This window comes from Vibrio gigantis (assembly GCF_024347515.1).
GTDB lineage: Bacteria > Pseudomonadota > Gammaproteobacteria > Enterobacterales > Vibrionaceae > Vibrio > Vibrio gigantis.
Genome location: NZ_AP025493.1, coordinates 1,405,023 through 1,430,838 on the forward strand (window position 1 = coordinate 1,405,023; position 25,816 = coordinate 1,430,838).

Below are 25,816 nucleotides of genomic sequence, written 5' to 3' on the forward strand. Positions count from 1 at the left end.
GCTTTTGTCCATCTAAAGATTAAGCCGTTATATAAATAGCGGCTTTTATATCAACTTCATTCTCAATATGAGAAAGGCTTTTTAGATTCACCTAACTGACTGTTAAATAATAATTAATTTTCGGCACTATATTTGCTCTATTCCTTTCTACTCGCTTATGGCTAGTTAAAAGAGGGAATATAATGAGAAATTGGAATTCAGTCATACTACCTAGTTGCCTAATCCCCTGTGCTGCGATGGCACTGACTACCGCTGATCTTACCTTTGAATCTGGTGCGGATGCCTCCAATTATTCAGCGAAAGGTAAACCCAACATTACTTATTCGATAGCTGATTCACTCCCACAAGATGTCTTAAGCAATGTGTATTCGATGCTCCCTGAAGGAAGTACGGTGAACAGCGCATTTATTGCGCCCGAGCGTTATTCGAGTATTGATATTGACGATGAGTTGAACGGTGCGGAGTACGCATTGGCGAAAATCACTTTCTTGAATGAAGGGGCTGGTTATCGAAACTCCCTTGGTTACTTCGTATTTGATACAAACAATCCACCGGTCACCAAAGATGACATTAATGCACATGTGATTGTGTTTCCTAATACTTCAGTTGCGAGTGCAGGTGAGATGCAAGAGGGCGACACCATCGATTTAAGTGTTGAACTTACCGCTGGCCAAACACTGGCCTTCTTCATCATTTCTAATGGTTGGGGGTGGTCGGGGTCTTATAACAATATTGACAGCCTTAGTAGTTGGGGGACGCCTTTTTATAGCTACCCTGCAATTAACCCTGAAGCAACCGCTGAGAATAGAAGGCACAATGTTGCGTTTCTCGATACAGAGAATGAATTCCTAGTGATTGGCTTTGAGGATATTTACCGACCTAGCGGAGACAATGATTTTAATGATCTGATCTTTACGGTAGAGGTGACACCATTCGAAGCTATTGATGGTGTTAATGAAGATGGCACAACAGACTCTAAGTACGAAGTGCTTGTTCAAGAAAACAATGATGATGTGACGGTGACATCGGTTTATCCAAGTTCAGACACTTTTGCTACTCTCGCATTCGAGGATAATTGGCCTCTTAAAGGCGATTACGATTTTAATGACGTTGTATGGCGCTACCGAGTGACAGAGCTTTTAAATGGTCAAAGAGAACTGAAAACTATCACGATTGATTACACGTTACAGGCAATGGGGGCTGGGTACTCGAACGGTTACGCTGTACAGCTACCCAATGTGCTTCCTGGTAATGTTGCCTCTACTACGCTAACGAGAAACGGCGTTGCTGTTGAACACACCATATTGAAAGCTGACGACAGTGAAACAGTTCTAATTGTCTCAGAAAATTTGAAACTCGATTTAGAAACCTTGGGTGAAATTGATGAGAGCTGCGAATTTTATCGAACTCAAAGCGCTTGTGCAGCACAGCAAAATGCTGGAGCTTTGAGCTATCAACTGTCTGTTGAATTTACTAATCCTGTCTCTCGAGATGGCATCGGATACCCACCTTACGATTCATTTATTTTTGCTTCTGAGCATACATATCACGGTGATTTCGTTGGTACTCCTCCTGGTATGACGTGGCAAACTCATCTCAAGCCGTTTTCTGGTACCAGTGATATGAATAACGCCTTGTTTAACATTCATGACGATAACTCATCAGGCTCTGAATCTTTCAAAACAAGCAACAACATGCCTTGGGTCATTAACATTCGTGACGAATGGGATCACCCCATCGAGTATATTGATATTAGTGATGCTTATCTGTCGTTTCCTACATGGGTAACCAGCAGTGGTGAGACGGATGGTGAATGGTACAAGGCATCAGTCACCAATAAAGTTATTTCAGCAACGGATGAGTAGGAGAGCCCCATGAATAATATAAACAAATTAATTACCCTAACATCTCTCTCATTAGTCATCAGTGCCTGTGGCGGTGGAGGAGGTGGCGGTGGCGGCGGTGGTAACTCGAGTGCTTCGCCAGCGGTCGCAGCGATAACCAGTACAGCAGATATCGTCGCCCAAGAGGGATTTTCGTTTGATGTCGGTGAGAAGATCAGTTTGTCGATGGACTATACCGGAACAACTTCGGGGGCACTGCATTTGTACGCCAAAGCTGCGCATGTGATGAGCAACGGTGATGTGGTGGCTGATCCTCTTTCTAGAATTACAACCGTGTACCCAACGCACACTGATGTGGTGGAGTTAGAGGTGAATGGTAATTGGGAACAAATTTATGCGCGTTGGGTGCCAATGAGTAGCAGTGAATTTGAGCAAAATTGGGTCATCAAACTCGATCAGTCGAGCAACAGTTACCACTTGGCTTTTTAGTTGAACTAACCACGTTTTATTATCTCAAAATTGGCAATAAAAATGAGAGCACCTAACTTGATTATGGTGCTCTCGTTATATCTGATTTTCATTTTTACGCTTCATCAACTCTACCTTCTTCTAGACAAATAAAGGTGCTTGTTAGTTGTGTATCTCCTTGTTTCGGTACATAAGATGATTGGTTGATATTTGTTCTAATCAATAAAAAACATTTGACCAATAACTATCACACCTCAAATCTTTAATTGTTTTCGTTAGTGCTCTAAATGATATTTAACTTATTGTTTTTGATGGGTTTTGACCTTTTGAATGGTGTGTTGTTACGAATTTGTTTTAAATAATCATTTGAACCCTAACTAAATTTCTGTCATTTTATATTTAACTGAACGTTCAATAAAAAATAAAAGGACTAAGAAATGCCGAAGGTTGGGATGCCTGACATACGTAAACCACAGCTTGTTCAAGCCACCATGACGGTGATTGATCGAGTGGGTTTGCATGCCGCGAGTATTGCGTTGATCAGCAAAGAAGCGGGAGTCTCCACTGGCATTATTAATCACTATTTTGGTGGCAAGCACGGCCTGCTTGAAGAGACCATGCGTGAAATCCTTCGCCAACTCTCCAATACCATTACCACTGCTCTCAAAGCGCTCCCTGCTGATGCTCACCAGCAGAGAATTAATGCGATCATTGATGGTAACTTTGAAGGTTATCAAGCAGAAAATAAGGTCGCGAAGACGTGGTTGGCATTTTGGTCATATTCCATGCATGACCAGAAACTAAAAAGACTCCAGCGCGTGAATGAAAAACGTTTGCTTTCACACTTACGCCTTGAGTTGAAAGGCATTTTGAATCATGAACAAGCGGATCTCGTTGCTCACGGGATCGCATCTCTAATCGATGGTTTGTGGCTCAGAGGCACACTAAACCCTGATGGTATCGATGCTAAAAAGGCGCGTGCCATCATCAATGATTATCTAGATAAACAACTTACGTTCTATTCGTGTCACAGCAGATAGATCGCAGTGGTAGCGCTAGACCTAGAACGACCACTATCTACACCCAATACTCACATATAGACCAGTAGAGTCTAATAACAATAATTAAGTCAGAATCTCAAATGGAAATGAACTCGTTATACATCGATGGCGCAGCGGTTAAAGCAACCTCTGGTGAAACCTTTGATAGCATTAACCCTGCAAACGGTGAACCTATCGCGACGTTAGGCCAAGCATCTTCAGCGGATGTCGACAATGCTATTGAATCTGCGAAGCGCGGGTTTGCGGTATGGTCAGCAATGACAGCTGTGGAACGCAGCCGTATTCTTTTGAAGGCAGTAGAAATACTTAGAGCTCGAAATGAAGACCTTGCAAAGCTTGAGGTTGTTGATACGGGCAAGCCGTTACAAGAAGCGATTGAAGTGGATGTGGCATCTGGCGCTGATGTTATTGAATACTTTGCTGGCTTGGCTCCAACGCTGCAAGGTGACCAACAGCCGCTCAGCGAATCTCAATTCTTCTACACACGTCGTGAACCACTTGGCATCTGTGCAGGCATTGGCGCGTGGAACTACCCAATTCAAATCGCGATGTGGAAATCGGCTCCGGCACTTGCCGCGGGTAACTCGATGATCTTCAAACCGTCTGAAGAAACCCCTCTCACAGCTCTAAAGCTTGCTGAAATCTTTACCGAAGCTGGCCTTCCAGATGGCGTGTTCAACGTAGTTCAAGGTGACTACCGTGTGGGCCAAATGCTAACGGCTCATCCAGATATCGCGAAAGTCTCGTTTACGGGTGAAACCGGTACCGGTAAAGCCGTGATGGCTGACAGCGCTAAAACGCTGAAATCAGTCACTATGGAGCTAGGTGGCAAGTCACCGATGATCGTGTTTGATGACGCTAAATTGGATGATGCAGTTTCCGCTTCGATGGTCGCGAACTTCTACACTCAAGGCGAAGTGTGTACCAATGGTACTCGTGTTTATGTACACGAAAATATTTATGACGCATTCATTGACCAACTTAAAACACGCACTGAGAAACTGATCATTGGTAACCCAATGGATATGGAAACTCAGATCGGAGCGTTGATTTCTAAAGAACACCTTTCAAAAGTCCTTGAAGCGATTGAGCTAGCTAAACAGTCAGGTGCAACCCTGCTGACGGGCGGTTATCAAGTGACAGACAACGGTCTTGAAAACGGCAACTTTGTTATCCCAACCGTGTTTGTGGAATGCGAAGACCACATGCCTCATGTTCAACAAGAGATCTTTGGCCCTGTGATGTCGGTAATGAAGTTTACTGACGAAGACGATGTGATTCGTCGTGCTAATGACACCAAATACGGCCTTGCTGCTGGTGTATTCACGCAAAACCTCTCTCGCGCTCACCGTGTAATTCATCAAATGCAGGCGGGTATTTGCTGGGTGAACACGTGGGGTGACTCACCAGCAGAAATGCCTGTTGGTGGCTACAAACTTTCGGGTATTGGCCGTGAAAATGGACCAGAGACTCTACTCCACTATACGCAGACTAAGAGCATTCTCATTGAACTTGGCGACTACGCCAGCCCTTATGCCTAACGCGTAACATTCAATTTAATGGGCTAGCTTAAAGTAGCTAGCCCCACTGACTCATCTCAGGGAATAGATAACATGGAACAACGCTACGATTATATTATCGTCGGCGCGGGTTCGGCCGGCTGTGTGTTAGCGGATAGGCTAACGGAAAGCGGTGAACATAGCGTTTTATTACTGGAAGCTGGTGGCACGGATAAGAGCATTTTTATCCAGATGCCAACCGCACTTTCTTACCCAATGAATACTGAAAAGTACGCTTGGCAATTTGAAACAGAGCAAGAACCGGGCCTTGATGGACGTGAACTGCATTGCCCACGTGGCAAGGTATTAGGTGGCAGTTCATCAATCAATGGCATGGTTTATGTGCGAGGCCACGCTTGTGACTTCGACCAATGGGAAGAAGAGGGCGCTGCCGGTTGGAATTACCAAGCGTGTTTGCCTTACTTCCGCCGTGCTGAGTCGTGGAGCAAGGGTGGTGACGAATATCGTGGCGATAACGGTCCTGTAGGCACTTGTAACGGTAACGATATGGAGCTCAACCCACTTTACCAAGCGTTCATCGATGCAGGTAAAGACGCTGGGTACCCAGAAACTCAAGACTACAACGGATACCAGCAAGAAGGCTTCGGCATTATGCACATGACGGTAGATAAAGGTGTTAGAGCCTCAACCTCTAACGCTTATCTACGTCGTGCATTGAAGCGCCCAAACCTTACTTTGAAAAAAGGCATTGTGGCTCGTAAGTTCTTGATCGAGGTTCAACCCGACCAAAGTAAGAAAGCCGTTGGCGTTGAGTTTGAAAAGTCAGGCAATATCCAAACTGCTATGGCGAACAAGGAAGTGATCTCTTCCGCGGGCTCTATTGGTTCGGTTCAACTGCTGCAGCTTTCTGGTATCGGTCCTAAAGCGGTGCTTGAAAAGGCAGGTGTTGAGCTGAAACACGAACTGAATGGTGTCGGTGAAAACCTGCAAGATCACTTAGAAGTGTACTTCCAATACCACTGTAACGAACCTATCACGCTTAACAGCAAACTTGGCTTAGTCAGCAAGGGCATGATTGGCGCGGAATGGATTCTGACTCGTAAAGGCTTGGGTGCAACCAATCATTTTGAATCGTGCGCGTTTATTCGTTCTCGCAAAGGACTGAAGTGGCCAAATATTCAATACCATTTCCTACCGGCAGCGATGCGTTACGACGGCCAAGCGGCCTTTGATGGCCACGGTTTTCAAGTACACGTTGGACCTAACAAGCCAGAGAGTCGCGGTACGGTTGCGATCACTTCGGCTGATCCGCATGCCAAGCCAGAGATCATTTTTAATTACATCTCGACTGAGCAAGATCGTCAAGATTGGCGTGATTGTATTCGTCTGACGCGTGAAATTCTGTCGCAACCTGCGATGGATGTTTACCGTGGTGAAGAGATTCAGCCGGGCTTGAACGTAACCTCTGATGAAGCGATTGACGAGTGGGTTAAGCAGAACGTTGAAAGTGCTTATCACCCTTCTTGTGGCTGCAAAATGGGTTCAGATCACGACCCAATGGCGGTACTTGATGAAGAGTGTCGTGTTCGTGGCATTGATAATCTACGTGTTGTCGACTCGTCTGTTTTCCCAACCATTCCAAATGGAAACTTAAACGCGCCAACCATCATGGTCGCTGAGCGTGCTTCCGATTTGATTTTGGGTAAGCCAATGCTCAAAGAACAAGACGTTCCTGTATGGATTGCACCTGAATGGGAAGAAAAACAAAGAATCAATAAGCCAGTGAGAGAAGCTTAAGCCTCTGTTGCTGCTTAAAAAATAACAAAAATAGTAACACCAATCATAAGTCAAAAGTCAGCAGTACTGCCGCTATCCATTTGAGATAGAGCAGAAAAAGGAAAGATCAAAAGGAACCATTATGACGACTCTAAATATTCAGAACGTGGCGACAAAAACGTTAACAACACTCGCTATCAGCTCATTTGCATTTGCGGCTAACGCTTCTGTTGAGCCACAGCAATGTGAAAACGTGCGCTTTGCCGATGTCGGTTGGACTGACATCACCGCAACGACGGCAGTCACTTCTGAGTTACTGAAAGGTCTTGGCTACAAAACCAAAACAGACCTGCTTTCAGTACCCGTAACTTACTCTTCTATGGCCAATGGCGACATTGATGTATTCCTAGGTAACTGGATGCCAACCATGGAAGGCGATATTGCTAAGTATCGTGAAGCGGGTACGGTTGAAACCGTTCGTGCCAACCTTGAAGGTGCGAAATACACGCTAGCTGTACCTAAATACGTGTATGACGCGGGGGTTAAAAGCTTCTCAGACCTAGCAAAGCATGCCGATAAGTTTAAAGACCGCATCTACGGCATTGAACCTGGTAACGATGGTAACCGCCTAATCCAATCAATGATTGATTCTGACGCGTTTGGTTTGAAAGATTTCAGCCTAGTGGAATCAAGTGAAGCGGGCATGGTGTCTCAAGTATCACGCGCAGCACGTCGTAGCCAATGGATCGTTTATCTTGGTTGGGCTCCGCACCCAATGAACAGCAACGTTGAGATGGAATACCTTTCTGGTGGTGACGACTTCTTTGGCCCGAACTACGGCGGTGCGAATGTTTACACCAATGTTCGTTCAAACTACCTATCAGAATGTTCAAACGTTGGTCAGCTTCTACAAAACCTAGAGTTTACGTTAGAGATGGAAAACCAATTAATGGAAGACATCCTCAACCAAAACGTAAAGCCTGAAAAAGCGGCGCAACAGTGGTTAAACGACAACCCACAGCAAGTTGAAGCTTGGTTAGATAACGTAAAAACGCATAAAGGTGAATCAGCGACGCAAGCCGTTACTGAATACTTAAAGCAAGTAAAAGCTTAGTTTTACCTAGCTATCGATCTATTTATCAAAGCTCTATAAATAAAAAAGGTGGGCTTGCCAATTTATCGATTGGTTTGAAGTAGCCCACCCATAATAAAAGGCAATATTGTGAATTTTATTACGGAAAACAAAATCCCTGTCGGACAATGGATGGAAGCTGGTGTTGACTGGTTAACAATCAATGCAGCAGGCTTTTTTGATGCTATTTCTATCTTCTTAGAAACCGTTATTCTATTTTTAGTCGATGTATTTAAGTGGATGCCGCCAGCGCTACCAATTGTTATCACCGCTGCTCTTGCTTGGTATTTACACCGTAAATTGTCGCTGGTGGTCTTTGTTGTCGCGGCGCTGCTGACCATCCTCAACCTTGGCTATTGGCAAGAAATGCTGGAAACCTTTGTTCTCGTCTTTGCGGCGACAACGATTTCCGTATTAATTGGCGTGCCGGTTGGCATCATGGCTGCTCATCGTCCTTGGTTGTATACCTTACTTCGACCGGTTCTCGATTTGATGCAGACGGTCCCAACTTTTGTGTACCTTATCCCGACATTGGTTCTATTTGGTTTAGGCATCGTTCCGGGTCTGATATCCACGATTATCTTTGCGATAGCGGCTCCAATCCGTCTGACCTACTTAGGTGTAACAAAAGTACCTGAAGAGTTGATTGAAGCGGGTAAAGCCTTTGGTGCTAGCCGCATGAAGTTACTACTTAAAGTTGAATTACCGGCGGCTCTGCCAAGCATTATGGCAGGTGTCACTCAGTGTATTATGTTATCGCTTTCTATGGTGGTTATTGCGGCGCTTGTAGGTGCTGACGGCCTTGGTAAACCTGTTGTTCGAGCGCTAAACACAGTGAATATTTCACAAGGTTTTGAAGCCGGATTAGCGATTGTTTTAGTGGCAATCATCCTTGACCGCTTGTGCAAAACACCGAACCAGAAGGAAGCTTGATTATGTCTCAAGAAAATAAAGCTATGTCTCTAGAGCAGGACGCTATCACCATTAAAAACCTTGATGTGGTGTTTGGTGACAAGCCTAACCAAGCGCTTGAGTTACTTGACCAAGGTAAAACTCGTCAGGAGATTATTGATGAAACCGGCCAAGTCGTCGGCGTAGACAATGTGTCGCTGACGGTTAAAGAAGGCGAAATCTGTGTATTGATGGGTTTGTCTGGTTCGGGTAAATCTTCTTTGCTTCGTGCAGTAAACGGATTGAATGAAATCAGTCGTGGCACGCTAGCGATCAAAGATGGAGACAAGCTGGTTGATTTAGGTGAGCAATGCGATGAAGCGACACTGCGTCACCTTCGTACTCATCGCGTTTCCATGGTATTTCAAAAATTTGCCCTGATGCCTTGGTTAAATGTACTGGATAACGTGGCGTTTGGCCTTGAAATGCAAGGAGTTGCTAAAGATGTTCGTCGTGCTAAAGCTCGCGAGCAACTGGAGATGGTTGGCCTAGCGGAATGGGAAACTAAATATCCTCATGAGCTCTCTGGTGGCATGCAGCAACGTGTTGGCTTGGCGAGAGCGTTTGCGATGGACACTGATATTCTCTTGATGGATGAACCGTTTTCAGCGCTTGATCCACTGATTCGCGCGCAGCTTCAAGATGAACTGATCACTTTGCAAAATAAGCTCAATAAAACGATTCTTTTCGTGAGCCACGATCTGGATGAGGCTCTGAAAATCGGTAATAACATTGCGATTATGGAGTCAGGTAAACTGATTCAACATGGCAAACCTGAAGAGATCGTACTCACACCTAAAACGGAATACGTGAAGGACTTTGTCGCTCACACCAATCCATTGAACGTGCTTAAAGGCCGATCATTGATGCAGCCTCTTGGTTCACTGACACAAGATAACGATAGCTGGCAGATCTGCGATTCAAAAGATCTCTGGATTGAACAGAGTGAAGGTGTTTTATCTGTAAAAGGTGAATCAACATTGGCTCTTGTAGAGTGGGGCGAGTCTGACGACCTAACTGCGATCAACGCGTCGAGTGTGGTAGTGGCAAGTCCAGAGATTGGCATGCGTGACGCAATTAAGCTTAAGCAGATCAGCAATCATCCTATTTTGTTAGTTGAAGACAATAAATTGGTTGGGATCCTAGATAACAGCGAGTTTTATAATGCACTTACGGGAAACTTTCAGCTCAATAATGCCGCCTAAAAATTTGAGTTGAGATATTTTGTTCTCTAAGCAATGAAAATCGGTAGTGAGACGGCAGTGGGCTTGCTACCTATTTGACTATTCAGCCTTTTTATTTGCCTACTATGTTTCTGTTTTTCTACTTTGTTAGCCGATATAAGCCTTAATATTGACACTCTTTGAGTAAAAGTGTTGCCACGCGCAAATTAAGAGGCATATAAAAGATTGAGAATAGTATGAACATCAGTACAATGCGGAAAAATCAATGAAGTAATTTATCAATTTACAGTGTAATTCGAGCGCGCCTGACTTAATAAATCAGGACATATCATAGCTTCGACGCTGTAAAATCACTCACAGTATATTAGTACAAAGGTCTGTATCTTGGACAAACATGACGAAATCCTAGTCGCTATTCGACAAATTATTCGCGCTATCGATTTACACTCGAAGAAGCTGAGTAAAGAGTATGGTCTGACTGGCCCTCAATTAATTTTAATGAGAGCAATCCAAGAAATGGGTAATGTGACGATCAAAGAGTTGTCGAACCAAACCAATGTAAGCCAAGCCACCACAACGACGATCATCGATCGTTTGGAACTGAATGGCTATGTACAACGAGTGCGCAGTGAATCTGATCGACGCAAAGTACACGCAAATCTGACTGATAAAGGCCAAGAATTGCTTAACAACGCGCCACCGCCGCTGCAAGATAACTTCGTAAAAAAATTCCAAAACTTGGAGCCGTGGGAGCAAAGCTTACTGCTTTCTTCGATGCAACGCGTGTCGTCAATGATGAATGCGGAAGACATCGACGCTGCTCCAGTTCTGCAACTTGAAGGCATTGCTAACGTAGCTAAAAGCTAATGAGAACAATAAATTAATTGTTTTAAAAACAATTGATTATAACGATATTTAATGGTCGCTTTGAGCGGCCATTTTTGATCCTGTTACTCCCCATTTCTCTGGTTATGTCAGCCTGATTTGTCTTTTCTTTATCCTTTTCTGCTTCCCACTTTTTCAAATTTACTATCTCTTATTTATTCAATATCTAGCCATTTCTTTCAGACAGCATTGACGATTCTCTGACAAAACAACACTAGACCGACCGGTTTGTTGTGTATTATTGTGTGCATCTCTTAACCACGAGGTGATGTATGAAACATGAATTGACGGCTACACAAATGACAGCGACGTTGAAGAGTATGCAGGACGCTTTTGCAGATGATCCGATGCCCACTGTGTCGGTGAGAAGAGAACAGTTGCTTGCGCTGAAATCTGCTCTTATCGATTACACAGACCGTTTGTGTGTCGCTGTAAGTGAGGACTATGGTCACCGCAGCCGACAAGATACTTTGATGGCCGACATACTCCCTTGCTTAGGAAATATTGATCACACCATCGAGTGTTTGCCGCATTGGTCGACATCTTCCATTCGCCATTCCGGCCCTTTACTTTCAACTTCTCGTGTTGAAGTGGTTTATCAACCAAAAGGTGTGGTGGGAATTATTACTCCGTGGAATTTCCCTATCATGTTGTCGGTTGGTCCGCTGATCTCAGCGTTGGCTGCGGGCAATCGCGCGATGATAAAGATGAGCGAATTTACGCCAGCAACCAACCACGTTTTAAGACAGTTATTGGATGAAGTCTTCAATGCCGATGAGGTGTGTTTAGTTGAAGGTGAGGTTGAAATTGCTGCTGCGTTTTCTGCGCTGCCGTTCGACCACCTTTTGTTTACGGGTTCAACTCAAGTAGGACGTCAGGTGATGAAGTCTGCGGCTGACACGTTAACCCCTGTCACGCTTGAACTTGGTGGTAAGTCACCGGTGATTGTGGCTGAAGATATGCCAGTTGATATTGCTGTTGAGCGAATCATTTATGGCAAGAGCCTCAATAACGGTCAAGTGTGCGTTGCTCCGGATTACGTATTACTTCCTGAAGATAAGCTCGAGGCGTTTATTCTTGAGTACAAAAAACAGTACCAACTGTTGTTTGATGAAGGGATCTATTCCGAGAATTTGACCTCTTTGATTAACCCTCGCCAATGTGACCGTATTGTCGGCCTATTGAATGACGAACAGCAAGCAGGAACACGAATTGTTGCGTGCCATGACGATGCTATGGACCTAGATACTCATCGATTAGTGACGCACTTGATCGTTGAACCCAGCTTGTCTTCTAAGGTGATGAACGAAGAGATTTTCGGTCCGTTACTGCCGTTGATCACTTATCGAAACATTGATGAAGCATTTCAGATCATCAATAGCAAACCAAGGCCTTTAGCTCTGTACTTGATGAGCTTTAACTCTAGCCTCCAGTCTCAAGTGAAGCATCAAGTGCATTCGGGAGGGATGTGTATCAACGACTGTGTCTTTCATTTGGCGGTCGACGATGCGCCGTTTGGTGGCATTGGCGAATCAGGGCAGGGCAATTATCACGGCAAAGAAGGGTTTATCACCTTCTCTCACGCTAAAACAGTATTGGAAACCGGCTTAGATCATCGCGTTAAGCATCTGTTTTCAAAAGAAGACAACGAATTAAAGACGGCTGTGATGAACATGCTAGGCAAGTAAATCACACCTGATATTACGCTATTCATTTTAGAAATTATTTAAGAGGTTACTTATGTTAGAACGTTTTTTTGAAAGAACCATGAAGTCGTATTTGATGATCACCGGGTTGTTGACCGCCACTGCTTTTTCCACTTTTTTGGCACCGGACTGGAGTATGCAGACACTGTTTTCCTACAACGAGATCATGATGGAAAACAAAGAGTATCTGTTAGGTACTTATCAGCACTGGGGTGTAATGGTTGGTTGTATTGGCGTGCTATTGATGTTCTCTGCCAAGTACAAGTCATTACGTACTTCGACCATGATTTACAGCGCGTTTGAGAAGTCGATGTTTGTTGGCATCTTCTTATACAACGTTTGTATTAATGACTATGAGTGGTTCTACGGTTGGAGTGGTGTATTTGCGCTTGATGCGTTTGTGACCATCTACTCTTTGGTTTATCTCTACTACTACCTCAATCGAGACAAAACCAAGGTGCCCGCTCACTTGCGTTAACCTCGGTTGTTTAACTCATTGAATCAAATATTTCTAAGCCCGCATTTGCGGGTTTTTTTGTATGTGCGAAATTGATCTTCAAGGATCTTAATTGACATATCTTTGACATTTGCGGCCTAGACCGACCGGTTTGTATTGGTTATTGTTTAGTCATCAAATAGAAATGAGGTAAACACCATGACAACCAATAATTTTAACTTTCAACTGAAAACCATTGTTCACGCTCAAGAGAACGGGATCGAAAATATCCCATCTTTATTCTCTCGATTAGGCGCAAAACGCGTCGTGCTTTTTTCTGATAAGGGATTGGAATCATTGGGCTTCGTTGAGCAATTCTCGGCACTGTTTGTTAATCCGGAAGCTAGCCAAGATGCGGCGCAGCTCGTCGGTGTGTATACCGATATTGCACCAGATGCGACGTGCGACAACATTAACTCTGCGATTGAGTTTGCGAACAACTTGAATGCAGACGCTATTTTGTCTGTGGGTGGGGGCAGCGTGATTGATGCTTCTAAAGGCGTGAAATACGCACTTCATAAACAGATCGATGATATCCGCACTGTGATTGCAGGTGGTGGCTTTATGGAAGTGTGGCCAAACAACGAAGACATTCGAGTTCCTCATATTGCCGTACCGACAACCGCGGGAACTGGCGCGGAAGCTTCTCCAATTGCTGTTTTTTACAACGAGCATGAAAACATTAAGGCAAGTTTGGTGGCGTCTGGTTTAGAAGCTGACATTGCGATTCTTGATCCTACAGTTACGACCAAATTACCTGCTCACCTTACTCGCTCCACTGCGATGGATGCACTTACTCATGCGGTTGAAGCGATTGTTTCGCCAATGAGCAATTCTTTTACTGATGCTTACGGCATCCAAGCTGCAAAACTGATTGTTGAAAACTTACCCGTGGCACTTGAGAAACCTGAAAATCTCACGGCACGCGGCAATCTTCTTCAAGCGAGTACGATGGCGATCTCTGCGTTCTACTCTTCATTGGGCGGTATCCCAATCCACAACTGTGCTCATGCATTTGGTGCGATTAGCCATATCCCTCATGGCGATGCCAACACGGTACTGATGCCGGTTGTGATTGAAGCTCTGCCTGAATTCTATATGCCAAATGCATTCAAATTAGCTCAAGCGTTCTCGATTGATTGCACGGGTACAGACGAGATGATTTATCAGAGAGTGTTGGGCTTTTTAAACGATTTCCAAACCCGTGTTGGAGCGATGAAACGCTTTAGTCATTGGGAGTTTGACGCGCAAGAGAAGAGCAATATTGCCCAAGCGATTGAAAAAGATATCTGCTTCCAGTTTTACCCAATTTCAAAGCAAGTGATTGAGCAGATTATAGAAAAATCCATCTAGTTAGTTGCTGAGAAGATTTAGTCATTAATTGTACACCGAGGACTCACCATGAAGATTGAAAACGTATTGCTATCGAGCTTGTGCATCATCGTGCCATTCCTACTTTTCACCTAACTCATTCAACAGGGACGTTGTGACCTTTATTCCCGAGGAGGAAATAAATGTTCAATAAACGTTTTACTACCGTGACTCTGGCGAGTGTTTTGGCCGCCCTTCTGTTTGCCAAAGCGAGTGCTGGAAAACAGAGCTTTGAGAGTGAGGTTGTTTTAGCTCAATCGCAGCAGCATCAAGATGTCGTGCAATTGTTGGATGAAGCTTACCAAGGTCAATTAGACGCTCAACTTTCTGTTGCCTATCGATACCTAAGCGGAGAGGGCGTCGAACAGAACGATGATAAAGCGGCGGAGTGGTTCGATGCTGCAGCAAGTCAGGGGAGCCCTGAAGCCCAAACTCAGCTTGGCCTGATGTATTTCTCTGGTAGTGGCGTTGAAGTGAGCCAAGCGGAAGCCGTCACCTGGATTGGTATGGCAGCCGCTCAAGATTATGACCCTGCGCTCGACTTATTACATTGGATGTCTCAAGCCGCGCACTAATTCAAATCCTAACCTGTATTAATTGCAGAAAAAGTTAATCTTAGAAATTGGAGAACGTCTTATGCAGACATTCAAGAAATCCGTGTTGTTCACCGCAATGGCAGCAGCAAGCAGCGCAGTCTTTGCCGCCGAATCTGAAAAACCGAACATTGTGGTTATTGTCGGCGATGATGTTGGCTTTGCTGATACCCAGCCTTATGGTTCAGAAGTCGATACACCTAATTTGATGGCGTTGGCCGAAGAGGGGGTGAAATTCACTAACTTTCACGCTTCACCAACCTCATCAGTGACTCGTTCAATGATGCTTACTGGTGCCAATAGTCATGAAGTTGGGTTAGGTACCTTTGATTACGCTGTGTATCCGGGGGCTATTGGTAAGCCGGGTTATGAAGGCTATCTCACCAAAAAGGGCGTAACGGTGGCTACGTTACTAAAAGACAATGGCTATAACACCTACTTATCAGGTAAATGGCATTTAGGTCATGAAGATGGTTTTTTACCTGATGACCGAGGTTTCTCGGAAAGTTATGGCATTTTAGCTGGCGGATCGAATCATTTTAATCGAGATATGATGTTCCCTGCCAAAAATGCAGCGACAGCTGATGCGCTTCAAAAAGGTGAAATTCCAGGCGTTGAAGTTGAGCCAACATACCGTAATGGTGAAGTCGTCGAAGATAAATATAAAGGCGAATACTCAGATCAGGTTTATACCAACGAGATCATCAAGATGATCGACAGCAAAAAAGACGACGGCAAGCCTTTCTTTGCCTACGTCCCATTCACCGGAATTCATCTTCCACTGCAAGCACCAGAATCCGCATATCAAGACAAGGTTGATTATTACGTCGAGCATGGTTGGGACTCGGTTCGAGAAGACCGTTTTCAACGTATGAAAGAGATGGGCGTGATTCCTAAAGATGCGGATATTTCAGGTCGTAATTCATTAAGCCGTCCTTGGGATTCACTCTCTGAGAAAGAGCAAAAATGGTACGGCAAGAAAATGGCTGTCGCGATGGGCATGATGGAAATGCAAGACCAGCAAGTTGGCCAAATTGTCGATTACCTAAAAGAGATCGGGGAATACGACAATACCTACATCATGTATCTCGCAGATAACGGCCCAGAAGCTGCAGATATTACCGGTGAAAATATCAGTGATCTGATTCGAACATGGACGGCGCATCACTTTGATAACTCGACTGAAAACTTAGGTAAAGCAAACTCTAGTGTGTCACTTGGTCCTGAGTGGGCGAGTGCGTCTACCGGTGGTTTGTCTTGGTACAAAGCCTATACCGCGGAAGGGGGTATCCGAGTTCCGTTCATCGTTAAACCTGCGAAAGCTGTCTTAGAGGGAGAGCAAGCATTGGAGCCGGGAACTCAAACTGATGACTTGTCACAAGTAAAAGACATCGCTGCCACCATTCTTGAAATTGCTGAGGTACAACACCCAGGAACGGAGTATCAGGGCAGAGAAGTGGCCCCGATGAGTGGTGTGAGCTTAGTGCCTTACTTCAAAGGAGAGACACCAAAGGTTCACAGTTCAGATAACTCGATTCCGTTCGAACTGTTTGGCAGCGGGATTCTACTCAAAGGTGATTATAAGATCATTCGAATCTCTACCGGCATGGGTGGTGATAGCGAGTGGCATCTATACAACACCAAGAAAGATCCTGCTGAACAGCACGACTTGAGAGAGCAATTGCCTGACCTGTTCCATGAGATGGTCGCTGAGTATCAAGAGTACGAAAAAGCACAAAATATTGTGCCCGTTGATGAAGCGTGGAATCCGTTTGAGAACGTGAAATAGGGGAAATGAATTAGTTGGCCAACTTAGCGCGATAAAGCTGAGTTGGCCGCTAGATACCGTGTAAAGGAACTACTGATTGTTTTAGCAAATACAATAACTTTTACATCGAGGTACTTTTCATGACGGCACTATCATTATCAAATCTAAGCGCTATTCCTCAATTCAACGGTAAAGCACACAGCAAGCTTCAAGCGTTGGCAAAACCGATTGGGGCGGTATGCAATATCAGTTGCACCTACTGTTATTACTTGGAAAAGCAACAGCTGCTTGAATACCTGAAGGGCACTCAATATGTGATGGATGAGGAACTTCTAGAGCGGTATATCAAGCAGTACATCGAAGGCCAAAACACTTCAGAAATTATCTTCTCTTGGCATGGTGGCGAGCCTACCTTACTGGGGATTGAGTACTTTAGAAAGGTGGTCGAACTGCAAAACAAGTATTGCCCAAGCTACAGCAAAATCAGTAATGACCTGCAAACCAACGGCACTTTACTTAATGATGAATGGTGTGAATTTTTTAAGCAGAATCACTTCATTATTGGTGTGAGCATTGATGGCCCCGAGCATTTGCATAATCACTACCGCACCAACCGAGCGGGCAAGGGGACCTTCTCTCAAACCATGCGAGGGATTGGTTTTCTAAAGAAGCATGGCGTTGAGTTTGCAACCTTAACCTGTGTGAACGATGTAACGAGCCAACACCCAATAGAGGTTTATCGTTTTCTACGTGACGAAGTGGGCTCAAAGCAGCTTCAGTTCATTCCTGTCGTAGATAAACGAGAAGCGCACACTAATAACCAATGGCTTTCCCATCAGCAAGCGATCATTCCGGTTTCGGGAGAGGTCGAATCTTGGAGTGTTGGTTTTTTACAGTGGGGAGAGTTTCTTAAAGCCGTTTTTGATGAGTGGTTCGAGTATGATTTTGGTCGAGTACTTATCCCTTACTTTGAAAATTTTGTCGGTGTTTGGATGGGAAGAGACAGCACCATGTGTACCTTGAGTGAAATTTGTGGGAAGGGGTTAGCGGTTGAACCCAATGGCGATGTGTATTCATGCGACCATTATGTTTACCCAGAATTCAAGTTGGGTAACATCCACGACAAACCATTATCAACATTGGCGTTTTCACCTGCTCAACAAACCTTTGGGTTCGCGAAGCAAAAGTCACTACCTAAACAGTGCCAAACCTGTGAGTTTAAATTTGCTTGCCATGGTGAGTGCCCCAAGAACCGAATCATTACCAGTCGTGACGGTGAGGCTGGGTTAAATTACCTGTGTGAAGGTTGGCTTAAGTTTTTCAAACATATCGACCCTACACTTCATGCCCTTTTGAAAGCCAATGGAATGCTGCCGCGTACAAGGTGATTTATCCGTCGATAAAACGAAGCAGAGTGTTCCTTGAGCCTAGAAACAAAAAAGCTCGCGGAATATGCGAGCCTTTGAGCATTGTCGTTGATTAGTCCTTTGAACTCAGTGCGAGTAAAGTTTCTTCCATCGCATTGCTGAGAATCGAACGGTTTCTTTGCATCGCCGCCATTAAGGTTGATCCTAACCAGAGACCATAAAGTGTTCGTGATAGCGTTTCAGGTTCTACGATATCGAAATCACCCGCTTGATTGCCTTCTTCGAACAGCTTTGCCATACGTAGGATGATCTTCTCTGCTCCTTCCGCCATCGTCGATTGCAATGGGTTTTCTGAACCTGAGACTTCACCAGCGAGTTTGACGACAAGACACTGGATATTGAAGTCTTTAGTCAGTTTCGATGCGCACCAAAAGTCAAAATAGGCTTTTACACGGTCACGACGAGAAAGTGACTCATCACTTAAAAAGTCATCAAGCTTAGTTAAATGCTCATCAAAGTAGTTAGTCAGCAGAATTTCACCGAAGTGTTCTTTAGATTTGAAGTAATGGTAAAACGAACCTTTAGTACCTTCTGCCTGGTTGATGATTTTCATCAAGCCAACGCCTGCGAACCCGTGTTCATTAATAAGGCTAAACCCTGCATCGAGCATAGCTTGTCGCATGTCTTTCATTGGTCTTACTCTTTATGCCGAGAATGACAAACAGTGTAGCGAGAAGCATACCAACCGTCCAGTCTAGAGGAGTAGGCTTACATCCTTAATAGGCCTAACTCGTCTCATTACCTTTTCTTTCTGTAAGCGCCTTCAGAGGGCGAAACTTTTTTCAAAATAAGCGCGTTCTATTAACTGGAAACAGCCTGCTTAAATTGCTTATTTGGTGCCTTAAATTGGCTAAAAACAGGTATTTTAAGTTGCTGTTTTTGTTGGTTTTTATTTTGATGTTTTCTAAAGATCTCAGTGGTAGTCTTAGCTTACTTTCTTCAGGGGGCTAAATGGACACTAATAACAGTACTTATCATCACCACAATTTCTCTCAACAAGATTTGTCCGATATGACTTTCACAGCATGTACCTTCATTCGCTGTGACTTTAGGCGTTGTAACCTACGTGACACGACCTTTATCAATTGTAAGTTCATTGAGCAAGGTGATATCGAAGGGTGCCACTTTGGTATCGCAGATTTGCGTGATGCAAGTTTTCAGAACTGCCAGCTCGCCATGGCGAATTTTACTAACGCCAATTGCTATGGGATTGAGCTACGTGAATGTGACTTGAAAGGGGCTAACTTTACGAGAACGAACTTTGCCAACCAGGTGAGTAATCGTATGTACTTTTGCTCTGCGTATATCACAGGCTGTAACTTGTCTTATGCTAACTTTGAACAGACTTGTTTAGAAAAATGTGAGCTGTTTGAGAACCGTTGGATAGGGACTTACCTTGCAGGAGCGTCATTGAAGGAGTCGGATCTGAGCCGAGGAGTATTCTCTGAAGATGTATGGGGACAGTTCAGTATGCAGGGAGCAAACTTGTGCCACGCTGAATTGGAGGGGTTAGATCCTCGTAAGGTCGACACATCGGGCATTAAAATTGTCGCTTGGCAACAAGAGCAACTGCTTGAAACTATGGGTATTGTGGTAATGCCTGACTGATAGAACTTGTGAAATCAGTAAATCGCATAGGGAAGACGGTTGTTTTGTTTTTCTAACCACTGCTAAACTACGGGCTCGCGGCTGCACATGTTTATATTCAGTTCAATCTAGAGAAAATTATGACTATAGAAAATGTGCTTCCTGAAGATTATGCAGAAATGCTTAAGGTTTGGGAGAATTCAGTCCGAGCAACTCATGACTTTATTACAGAAGAAGATATTGAGTTTTTTAAACCCATCATCATGGAACATGCGTTCCCTGCGGTTTCTTTGAAATGCGTGAAAAATGAAAGTGGTTCGATTGTTGGTTTCGTGGGTGTCCATCAAGCAAAGGTTGAAATGCTTTTTGTTTTGAATGAAGTTCGAGGGCAGGGAATAGGTACGGTGTTGTTGCAACATGCGATTGAGCAGTTAGCTGCCACCAAAGTTGACGTGAATGAACAAAATCCCCAAGCGGTAGGTTTCTATCAGCACATGGGGTTCAACATTGAATCACGCTCACCACTTGATGATATGGGAAAACCATTTCCAATTCTGCATATGACGCTGTAAGACTCGGTTGTCGTATCACTCGGTTGTAATCAACCACAGTCGCTAGAAGAAAAGCCCAAAGCTAATAACTTTGGGCTTTTCCGTATCTGATAACCAGCATTTTATAATGAAGTTTAGAAAAGAGAATGCTTGGCGGATGTATAGCGAATTAGTGCATACCTGAACGCATTTTGTCGGCAAGAGCAAAGAAGACAAACAGCACGAAACAGACTAAAGCGATACATAGTGAAACTAAGATCGTAGTCGCGTCTTTTGAAATCAATGGAACAACGATAGAAGCTAACGCTACCAACATAACAAAGATATGAACGATTCGTCCGGGAATTGGGTTTTTATGACAGAATGAAGCCCATAGGTAACGCATTTTTAACACCAGTATAATATTAGTGGGTTTATTCTATTTTCTTAGTGAGTGTTTTGTAAATAATATTTTGTTACAGGTTTCTGTAAATATGATCTGAGTCGTTTTAGTATAAAACTGATTAAATAACAGAAGCTTATTGGTATCTTATAGAATGTGTATCATTTTAATGAGAATCATAGTATTCCGTATTCTTTGGAATGATAAGTCAAAAATTGTTCGGTTTTTAGTTTCTTGACTGAGGATCTCATTTATTGATTCTTTTATTAAGAAATCGTTTGCTTATTGCTATTCATCAAAAAAATATTAATCAGATTGAAATTGGCTTTAGATAGGTGATTCGTTTTATTTATCAAATAGAGTTTTCGAATTGAGATCGCGGCAATCTTGTCCGCGATTCTGTTTGGTATACTTAATGTTCGTTCGATAAAGGTTATGGAGATGATATGTCGAAAACCGCGAAGATCATTAATGAAGATAAACTGGTAAAAAAAGCAGTCGAGGTCGGTTTTAAGATGGCAAAATTACAAGGTTTTGATTTGCCAAATTCATCTCAACCGATAAAAGTTAAAGCTGTATATTTGTTCTTAGTCGAAGTTAACCAGATCACGCCTTTGCCTGAAAGTAAGTTGGATGGCGCGAACATCAAGAAGCGTTTAGCACTATGGCTTCATAAAGCATTACCGGACAATGATCCGCTGAAGTGAGCTTGTATTACCTCATTTTATATTTGAAACCTAGCGACCTTTCGCTAGGTTTTTTGCTTTTGGGAGCAGTAAAAATAGCCCTAGTACTCCCCAAGCTTAACTTCATTCATATATTCGCCAACCCTGCCTGCCTGACATCAACATCAACATCAACATCAACGAACTTCATCGGTTTGTTAGGTGCTTTAACGTGCCGGTATGCACTTAGTGCGTGGCTTCAAACTTGACAGCTTGGGCCTTACTTACAACTATTAAGTTGATGATTTTCAATTCGTAATCCATAGATTTACCGAAGTTGAATGACTAAGAGCATCGGTGTGGATATTCATTATGACGTTCAATCTGAATGAACAGGATAAATAGAAAGGAAATACCTCTTATGATGTCTTTACTGTTTTTGTTGTTACTTGTGGCGATGCTATGCGCCTTTTTCGACAAGAAGACTGCTGCTTATGGCTTTTTTGCTAGCTCAGTGATCCTTGGTTTGTATTGGTTTAACCACCATGCCACCGATCCACTATCAATTTTATTGTAAGGAGTTAACATGAATCGAAATCAGTTAACTCTCTTGAATACTCTTGGGCTGCTAGGGATGACAGCTGTGCTGTTGATCGGCTTTATTCTTCAGTTTGCTCTTAACGAGTTGCCTTGCCCGTTATGCTTATTGCAACGTATTGGCTTTGTGATGGTCGCGTTTGGCTTCATGTTGAATGTGGTTTATGGGCCTCAATCTCGCCACTATGGTGTTATTCTGATTGGTGCCTTGTACGGTGTTGCTACATCGCTAAGGCAGGTCTCCCTTCATGTTATTCCCGGAACTCCTGGTTACGGTAGCCCTATCTTTGGGATGCACTACTACACTTGGGCTTTTGTGTTGTTCACTGCGACTATATTTGCTGTCTCTGTTATTTTGATACTGACCAATAAGGCAGAGTCTCAAGAACCATACAAAATGAGTAATCTAGGGCGTATTGCGTGCTTATTGGCAATCGTCGTCGTTGCGCTCAATGCCCTTGCTACGTTCGTTGAGTGTGGACCTTATCAATGCCCTGATAACCCTGTCAGCTACTGGCTACTTGAACAATGAGCTAGTTAGCTATGGATTAGTTAATAAATTTAAGCTCTTGAGCTGTGGTTAATCACATTTTCAAAAGAAAAGCCACAGCATGTACTGTGGCTTTGTTGTATGTGCTTTTAATTGTATAAGCGAACTGTTTGATGTGACTTGATGCTAAACGACTTGTGCTGGTTCTGTTGGCTTGTGGTTTTCGCCTTTATTTGAGCCTTCGTTTGTAATGTGGTCGTATTTCTCTGTTAAGTGATCTTGAATCTTTTGGTGATAGGCACCGTTCAGTTTGTAGAAGCGGAAGTAGATGATTAACGCAATGGCAAAGAAGAAAGCAGGTAGGCCGACCATGATGCATTGCATGCCGAATACTGTTTCAGGGCTTTGCGTTACGTTAGGCACATAGTCAACGGCAGTGAGCGCGATACCGATAAAGAAAGCGGCAAATGCCGAGCCTGCTTTTACGACCAAAGTTTGCACGGAGTAGGCGATACTTTCACAACGAGCACCTAGCTTAAATTCACCGTAATCAACCGTATCTGCAACCATAATGACGTTAAGTACCCAGAACAGAGCAGTACCGATTTGTAAGAATACGCCTGCCGTTGATATCAGGAGAATGCTTTGTGTGTCATACATGCCAACGTAGATGAGTACCGCACTGCCTAAGATAGGGAAAGTGGATGCACATGCCCACAGAACTCGGCGTGAAAACATCTGGGCAAGTTTAGGGAACAACACCAGTGTGATGAGGTTGGCAATACCCGCATAAGCCATGTAGTAAGGGAAGAGTTCTTCATTACCAACAACATAAGTGAAGTAGTAAACAGCAAAGGCGGTAATAATGTTGGTCGCGAGGTTATAAGACAACGCCATACACAAAACGCTAGTTAACTGGTCGTTTTTGTAGATAAGCGACAGAAGTTTTTTCAGTGAAACCTTTTCTTCCGGTTGTGTTGTGTCGAGGTTAGCCGTTGAATAGCGCTCTTTTACATTGCGCAAAGTAATGAAAGTAGAGACTAAGAAACAAGCGATCAACAAGAGGGTGAAAATCTGGAATCCGAATCCTTTATCGTCCCCACCTACGTAGTTCACAAAAGGCATTGCAATGGCAGCGGTTACTATCCACGCAAGACTCGCGAAAAATCGAGGGTATGGCACAAGCTCTTCACGTTCACGTTTGTCTAGGGTGAGTGTAGGAACCAGTGACCAAAAAGGAATATCCATTAATGTGTAAGTCATGCCCCAAAGGATGTAAGTCACAGCGGCGTATACGATGAGCCACGGACCTTCGATGTAGTGTGCACTGAACACCATTAGTAGAACCACAGAGTTAGCGAGTGTGCCAATCAAGATCCAAGGTTTGAACTTTCCCCAACGGGTACGCGTATTGTTGACCAGCCAGCCCATGATGGGGTCATTGACCGCGTCCCAGATGCGTGCGACGAGGAAAATGGTTCCGACTGTTGCGGCAGAGATACCGACAACATCCGTGTAGTAAAACATCAGATACATGTAGACGATGGTGATTGCGAAGTCTTTACCAAATGCCCCAAAGCCATAACTTAGCTTGGTATTCATAGATATACTCATTGCCACTCCTTACGCCTCCTCTTTGAGAAGGCGTTAATATTCACGTTATTGTATTTTTATTAGTATGAAATTACTTATTAACCCACTCCGGTAACCAGCCTTCATGTGCTGCAATCAAGTCATCAACCAGCGCGTATATTTCTTCTATTCCAAGTACTGCCGCGGTATGAGGGTCAAGCATTGCAGCATGATAAATACGGTCACGGTTTTCGGTGAGAATCGCTTCTGTGAGTAGAGTCTGAACATTAATGTTGGTTTGCATCAATGCAGCTAAGTGGTTTGGTAGACGCCCTGCTTTGATTGGTTGAACACCATTAGCATCAACTAAACAGGCGACTTCAACACAGCAACCTTGAGGTAAATTGTCGATTAAGGCTTCGTTTTTAACGTTTCCATAAATGACGCTCGGTATACCTGTCCAGATAGAGTTCATGATGGTGCTGGCGTATTCGTGAGACTCCTCAACGGTGATCTTGTCGGCTGTTTTAAACTCTTGAAGGTCGCGCTTCCAATCTGCAATTTGTTCGACACAACGTTTAGGGTATTCATCGAGTGGCACTTTATAACGTTCGATTAAATCTGGACGATTTGGCTTGATAAAGTAGGGGGTGTATTCAGAAAAATGTTCAGAAGACTCTGTCACGAAGTAACCAAGCTTCTTAAACATCTCATAGCGAACTAAGTTGGTGCAGCGACCATTGTGATAGATGCCCGGTTTAGGCGCTTTGCCACTCTCAAAAGCTTCAAGTAGGTCTGGATAAACATCAACGTACTCACCGCTTTCTGTTTTCTTCTCAAGTGTGAGGTAGTAAGCCATGTGGTTGATGCCTGCACAGGTGTAGCGAAGGTCTGCGTAATCTAAGTCTAGGTCTCGTGCGAGCTCTTCAGCTGTGCCTTGTACAGAGTGACATAAACCCACTTGTTTAATGTTCGGGTATTTCTCGTACATCGCCCATGTGTTCATTGCCATTGGGTTAACATAGTTGAGCATGGTGGCGTTCGGGCAAACCTCAGTCATGTCTTCACAGACACTCCAAAGGTGCGGGATCGTGCGAAGCGAACGCATAATGCCACCTGGGCCAAGTGTGTCAGCAATTGTTTGTTCAAGACCGTGGCGTTTACACACTTCAAAATCTGTGACAGTGCATGGCTCGTAGCCACCGATTTGAAAGGCAATGACAACAAAATCTGCGCCTTGCAGTGCCTCTTTTTGATTTAAATGGCATGAAATCGAGCCAGTCGCACCGGATGATTCCATCAATTTACTGACGACAAGATGAGACTCTTCCAATCGAACCTCATCAATGTCCATTAACGCGACATGAGCATTTTTTAAAGCTGAACGGTGGAAAACATCACCAAGAATGTTTTTTACAAAAATGGTGGAGCCTGCACCAATGAATGTGATTTTAGGGCTTTGCATAGTGGAATCCTTTATCTCTCTGAGTTCTTTGTTGATGCTGATAAATTACACCTAGAACCCATGTCGATTCGTCTCAGATAACTTAATAGCTCTCCTGTTTTCTAATATTTTTAAATTAGTGAATGGAAATCTTAGGAAATGGGATAATTTCTTGGGTTTTAAGGAGAGGTGTTGTGCAATGAAGTCAGTTTTACACTCAAGGTTTGAACTCTAATCACAGAGTTCTGATCTTATGAAATGGGCTATTACTGCTCTATGATCGCCTTCTGAGTTTTATTATCGAGGAGCTGATAAAAGTCTGGTATACGATTTCCTAAGGAGCGAG

Annotated in this window: 24 protein-coding genes; 20 read left to right on the forward strand and 4 right to left on the reverse strand. The window is 43.8% G+C overall.

Annotated elements, in window-relative coordinates; genetic code table 11:
- Positions 1–182 precede the first annotated feature (182 nt).
- From OCV56_RS22315 to OCV56_RS22385, 15 genes are all read left to right on the forward strand, one after another.
- The gene (locus tag OCV56_RS22315) at positions 183–1,865 is read left to right on the forward strand and encodes an LruC domain-containing protein (protein WP_086714706.1); all 1,683 of its coding nucleotides are present in this window, start codon (positions 183–185) and stop codon (positions 1,863–1,865) included.
- Positions 1,866–1,874: 9 nt separating this feature from the next.
- On the forward strand, positions 1,875–2,333 hold the full coding sequence (locus tag OCV56_RS22320) for a hypothetical protein (RefSeq protein WP_086714707.1): 459 nt from the start codon (positions 1,875–1,877) through the stop codon (positions 2,331–2,333).
- A gap of 416 nt (positions 2,334–2,749) precedes the next feature.
- Positions 2,750–3,352: a transcriptional regulator BetI gene (gene betI / locus OCV56_RS22325; RefSeq protein WP_086714708.1), complete on the forward strand. Its 603-nt coding sequence runs from the start codon at positions 2,750–2,752 to the stop codon at positions 3,350–3,352.
- Positions 3,353–3,453: 101 nt separating this feature from the next.
- Positions 3,454–4,914, forward strand: a complete 1,461-nt coding sequence (gene betB / locus OCV56_RS22330) for a betaine-aldehyde dehydrogenase (RefSeq protein WP_086714709.1) — start codon at positions 3,454–3,456, stop codon at positions 4,912–4,914.
- A gap of 72 nt (positions 4,915–4,986) precedes the next feature.
- Positions 4,987–6,690, forward strand: coding sequence for a choline dehydrogenase (gene betA / locus OCV56_RS22335; protein WP_086714710.1), 1,704 nt, complete (start codon positions 4,987–4,989; stop codon positions 6,688–6,690).
- A 121-nt stretch (positions 6,691–6,811) separates the two neighbouring features.
- Positions 6,812–7,783 carry a choline ABC transporter substrate-binding protein gene (locus tag OCV56_RS22340; RefSeq protein ID WP_086714711.1) on the forward strand — a complete coding sequence of 324 codons (972 nt, stop codon included), beginning with the start codon at positions 6,812–6,814 and terminating at the stop codon, positions 7,781–7,783.
- Between the two features lie 108 nt (positions 7,784–7,891).
- Positions 7,892–8,734 (forward strand): choline ABC transporter permease subunit, encoded by an 843-nt coding sequence (gene choW / locus OCV56_RS22345; protein WP_086714712.1) that lies wholly within the window; start codon positions 7,892–7,894, stop codon positions 8,732–8,734.
- 2 nt (positions 8,735–8,736) lie between these two features.
- The gene (choV, locus tag OCV56_RS22350) at positions 8,737–9,957 is read left to right on the forward strand and encodes a choline ABC transporter ATP-binding protein (RefSeq protein ID WP_086714713.1); all 1,221 of its coding nucleotides are present in this window, start codon (positions 8,737–8,739) and stop codon (positions 9,955–9,957) included.
- A gap of 363 nt (positions 9,958–10,320) precedes the next feature.
- Positions 10,321–10,803 (forward strand): MarR family winged helix-turn-helix transcriptional regulator, encoded by a 483-nt coding sequence (locus OCV56_RS22355; protein ID WP_086714714.1) that lies wholly within the window; start codon positions 10,321–10,323, stop codon positions 10,801–10,803.
- 290 nt (positions 10,804–11,093) lie between these two features.
- The gene (locus OCV56_RS22360) at positions 11,094–12,509 is read left to right on the forward strand and encodes a coniferyl aldehyde dehydrogenase (RefSeq protein ID WP_086714715.1); all 1,416 of its coding nucleotides are present in this window, start codon (positions 11,094–11,096) and stop codon (positions 12,507–12,509) included.
- Positions 12,510–12,561: 52 nt separating this feature from the next.
- Positions 12,562–13,005, forward strand: coding sequence for a hypothetical protein (locus OCV56_RS22365; protein WP_086714716.1), 444 nt, complete (start codon positions 12,562–12,564; stop codon positions 13,003–13,005).
- Positions 13,006–13,182: 177 nt separating this feature from the next.
- Positions 13,183–14,376, forward strand: a complete 1,194-nt coding sequence (locus tag OCV56_RS22370) for an iron-containing alcohol dehydrogenase (protein WP_086714717.1) — start codon at positions 13,183–13,185, stop codon at positions 14,374–14,376.
- A 161-nt stretch (positions 14,377–14,537) separates the two neighbouring features.
- Positions 14,538–14,969 (forward strand): tetratricopeptide repeat protein, encoded by a 432-nt coding sequence (locus OCV56_RS22375; protein WP_086714718.1) that lies wholly within the window; start codon positions 14,538–14,540, stop codon positions 14,967–14,969.
- A gap of 61 nt (positions 14,970–15,030) precedes the next feature.
- A complete protein-coding gene (locus OCV56_RS22380) occupies positions 15,031–16,776 on the forward strand; it encodes an arylsulfatase (protein ID WP_086714719.1) in 1,746 nt (581 codons plus the stop codon).
- 119 nt (positions 16,777–16,895) lie between these two features.
- Entirely contained in the window at positions 16,896–18,143 is a 1,248-nt protein-coding gene (locus OCV56_RS22385; protein ID WP_086714720.1) for an anaerobic sulfatase maturase, read from the forward strand.
- 91 nt (positions 18,144–18,234) lie between these two features.
- Here OCV56_RS22385 and OCV56_RS22390 read toward each other — a convergent pair whose 3' ends face one another.
- Positions 18,235–18,813, reverse strand: a complete 579-nt coding sequence (locus OCV56_RS22390) for a TetR/AcrR family transcriptional regulator (RefSeq protein WP_086714721.1) — start codon at positions 18,811–18,813, stop codon at positions 18,235–18,237.
- Positions 18,814–19,133: 320 nt separating this feature from the next.
- Here OCV56_RS22390 and OCV56_RS22395 point away from each other — a divergent pair, with 320 nt between their 5' ends.
- Together OCV56_RS22395 and OCV56_RS22400 are read left to right on the forward strand one after the other, a co-directional pair.
- The gene (locus OCV56_RS22395) at positions 19,134–19,790 is read left to right on the forward strand and encodes a QnrS family quinolone resistance pentapeptide repeat protein (protein WP_086714722.1); all 657 of its coding nucleotides are present in this window, start codon (positions 19,134–19,136) and stop codon (positions 19,788–19,790) included.
- 119 nt (positions 19,791–19,909) lie between these two features.
- The gene (locus OCV56_RS22400) at positions 19,910–20,341 is read left to right on the forward strand and encodes a GNAT family N-acetyltransferase (protein WP_086714723.1); all 432 of its coding nucleotides are present in this window, start codon (positions 19,910–19,912) and stop codon (positions 20,339–20,341) included.
- Between the two features lie 148 nt (positions 20,342–20,489).
- Here OCV56_RS22400 and OCV56_RS22405 read toward each other — a convergent pair whose 3' ends face one another.
- Positions 20,490–20,705: a hypothetical protein gene (locus OCV56_RS22405; RefSeq protein ID WP_086714724.1), complete on the reverse strand. Its 216-nt coding sequence runs from the start codon at positions 20,703–20,705 to the stop codon at positions 20,490–20,492.
- Positions 20,706–21,148: 443 nt separating this feature from the next.
- Between OCV56_RS22405 and OCV56_RS22410 the strand changes: the two genes are divergently transcribed.
- The 3 genes from OCV56_RS22410 (at position 21,149) to OCV56_RS22420 (ending at position 22,496) form a co-directional block, all read left to right on the forward strand.
- Complete coding sequence (locus OCV56_RS22410) at positions 21,149–21,409, forward strand: DUF5062 family protein (protein ID WP_086714725.1); 261 nt, start codon at positions 21,149–21,151, stop codon at positions 21,407–21,409.
- A gap of 379 nt (positions 21,410–21,788) precedes the next feature.
- Positions 21,789–21,944, forward strand: coding sequence for a DUF5993 family protein (locus tag OCV56_RS22415; protein WP_017061085.1), 156 nt, complete (start codon positions 21,789–21,791; stop codon positions 21,942–21,944).
- 9 nt (positions 21,945–21,953) lie between these two features.
- Positions 21,954–22,496 (forward strand): disulfide bond formation protein B, encoded by a 543-nt coding sequence (locus OCV56_RS22420; RefSeq protein WP_086714726.1) that lies wholly within the window; start codon positions 21,954–21,956, stop codon positions 22,494–22,496.
- A 144-nt stretch (positions 22,497–22,640) separates the two neighbouring features.
- Here OCV56_RS22420 and melB read toward each other — a convergent pair whose 3' ends face one another.
- Positions 22,641–24,068: a melibiose:sodium transporter MelB gene (melB, locus tag OCV56_RS22425; RefSeq protein WP_086714727.1), complete on the reverse strand. Its 1,428-nt coding sequence runs from the start codon at positions 24,066–24,068 to the stop codon at positions 22,641–22,643.
- A gap of 70 nt (positions 24,069–24,138) precedes the next feature.
- A complete protein-coding gene (gene melA / locus OCV56_RS22430) occupies positions 24,139–25,491 on the reverse strand; it encodes an alpha-glucosidase/alpha-galactosidase (RefSeq protein ID WP_086714728.1) in 1,353 nt (450 codons plus the stop codon).
- Positions 25,492–25,816: the final 325 nt, after the last annotated feature.